Origin of the sequence: Xenorhabdus beddingii (assembly GCF_002127545.1) — a bacterium.
GTDB classification, from domain to species: Bacteria; Pseudomonadota; Gammaproteobacteria; order Enterobacterales; family Enterobacteriaceae; genus Xenorhabdus; species Xenorhabdus beddingii.
Genome location: NZ_MUBK01000133.1, coordinates 1 through 870, shown reverse-complemented (window position 1 = coordinate 870; position 870 = coordinate 1). Strand labels below are relative to the sequence as shown.

Genomic DNA, 870 nt, shown 5'->3' with positions numbered 1-870 from the left:
ATGGCTGGGATGCCTTGGCATGACGCTGTGCTTCCCCTTGTATCTCAGTTTCAGATGGTTTGTCCCGTTTGAAACTTCGACGCCCTGAGCTTCCAGCCACCGTCTAAACTCGCTTTGCTTCACCACTCCTCCATTCTGTTGAACATGCCATTATAGTAAACATTAATGCTTACCGCGTCAACGTTTTTGTTTACCTTATTCAAGGCAGATAAAAATAAACCCCGCCGGCGAGGTCGATTAACTTAGCCAATCACCGGCGAATATTTCTGTTTCAGCCCATCGGATTTATAAGCCGTGTTCCTGATGGCGCTGGCGTTCTCCGGGGTGCCGGTGTTGTGATGGGTATGGGCGGCGGTCAGTTCAGCCAGTTCTTTCACCACATCCAGTGTGTCTAACATCAGGGTCATGACATTGATTTGCTGGCTGCCTACCCAAACCACGGGCGCGACTATCTCTTGCTTGGCGCCGGCAATGCTCTGCTTAAGCAGGCCGATTTTTTCTATCAGCTTTTGCCCGACGTCAATATGGGCCTCTTTTCCCACACTGGCGACGAAGTTTGATGAAGTCGCGATGCAGTAATCTCCATCGGCAATGTGCCGGACAGCGCCCGCCAGTAAGGTAGACGTTCCCAAAACGGTGGCTTTATCCGTGGCCTGTACCGTGGTGTCCCGTGCGACCACGGTGCGCGTTTCCGTATCAGCCTTAACGACGCGATGCATGGAAGACTCGTTAATGGTCTGGTCAGTCTGGCGTATCCAACTGCCCGCCTGTGTGACGCGCTGCGAGACTTCCGCCCGTTGCTGCTGCAACTGCTCGCCGGGCTGGATATCGGGCAGCGTATTACCCTGACTCAGGGTCTGGCGGATAAAG

At 53.7% G+C, this 870-nt stretch carries 1 protein-coding gene and 1 pseudogene; both read right to left on the bottom strand.

All coding sequences use genetic code 11. The features are described 5' to 3' along the window. On the bottom strand, positions 1-123 hold a 123-nt coding region (locus Xbed_RS18865; RefSeq protein WP_086114322.1), incomplete at its 3' end, for an mRNA interferase. 119 nt (positions 124-242) lie between these two features. Further along, positions 243-870: pseudogene (locus Xbed_RS18860) on the bottom strand (hypothetical protein); the annotation flags it as partial.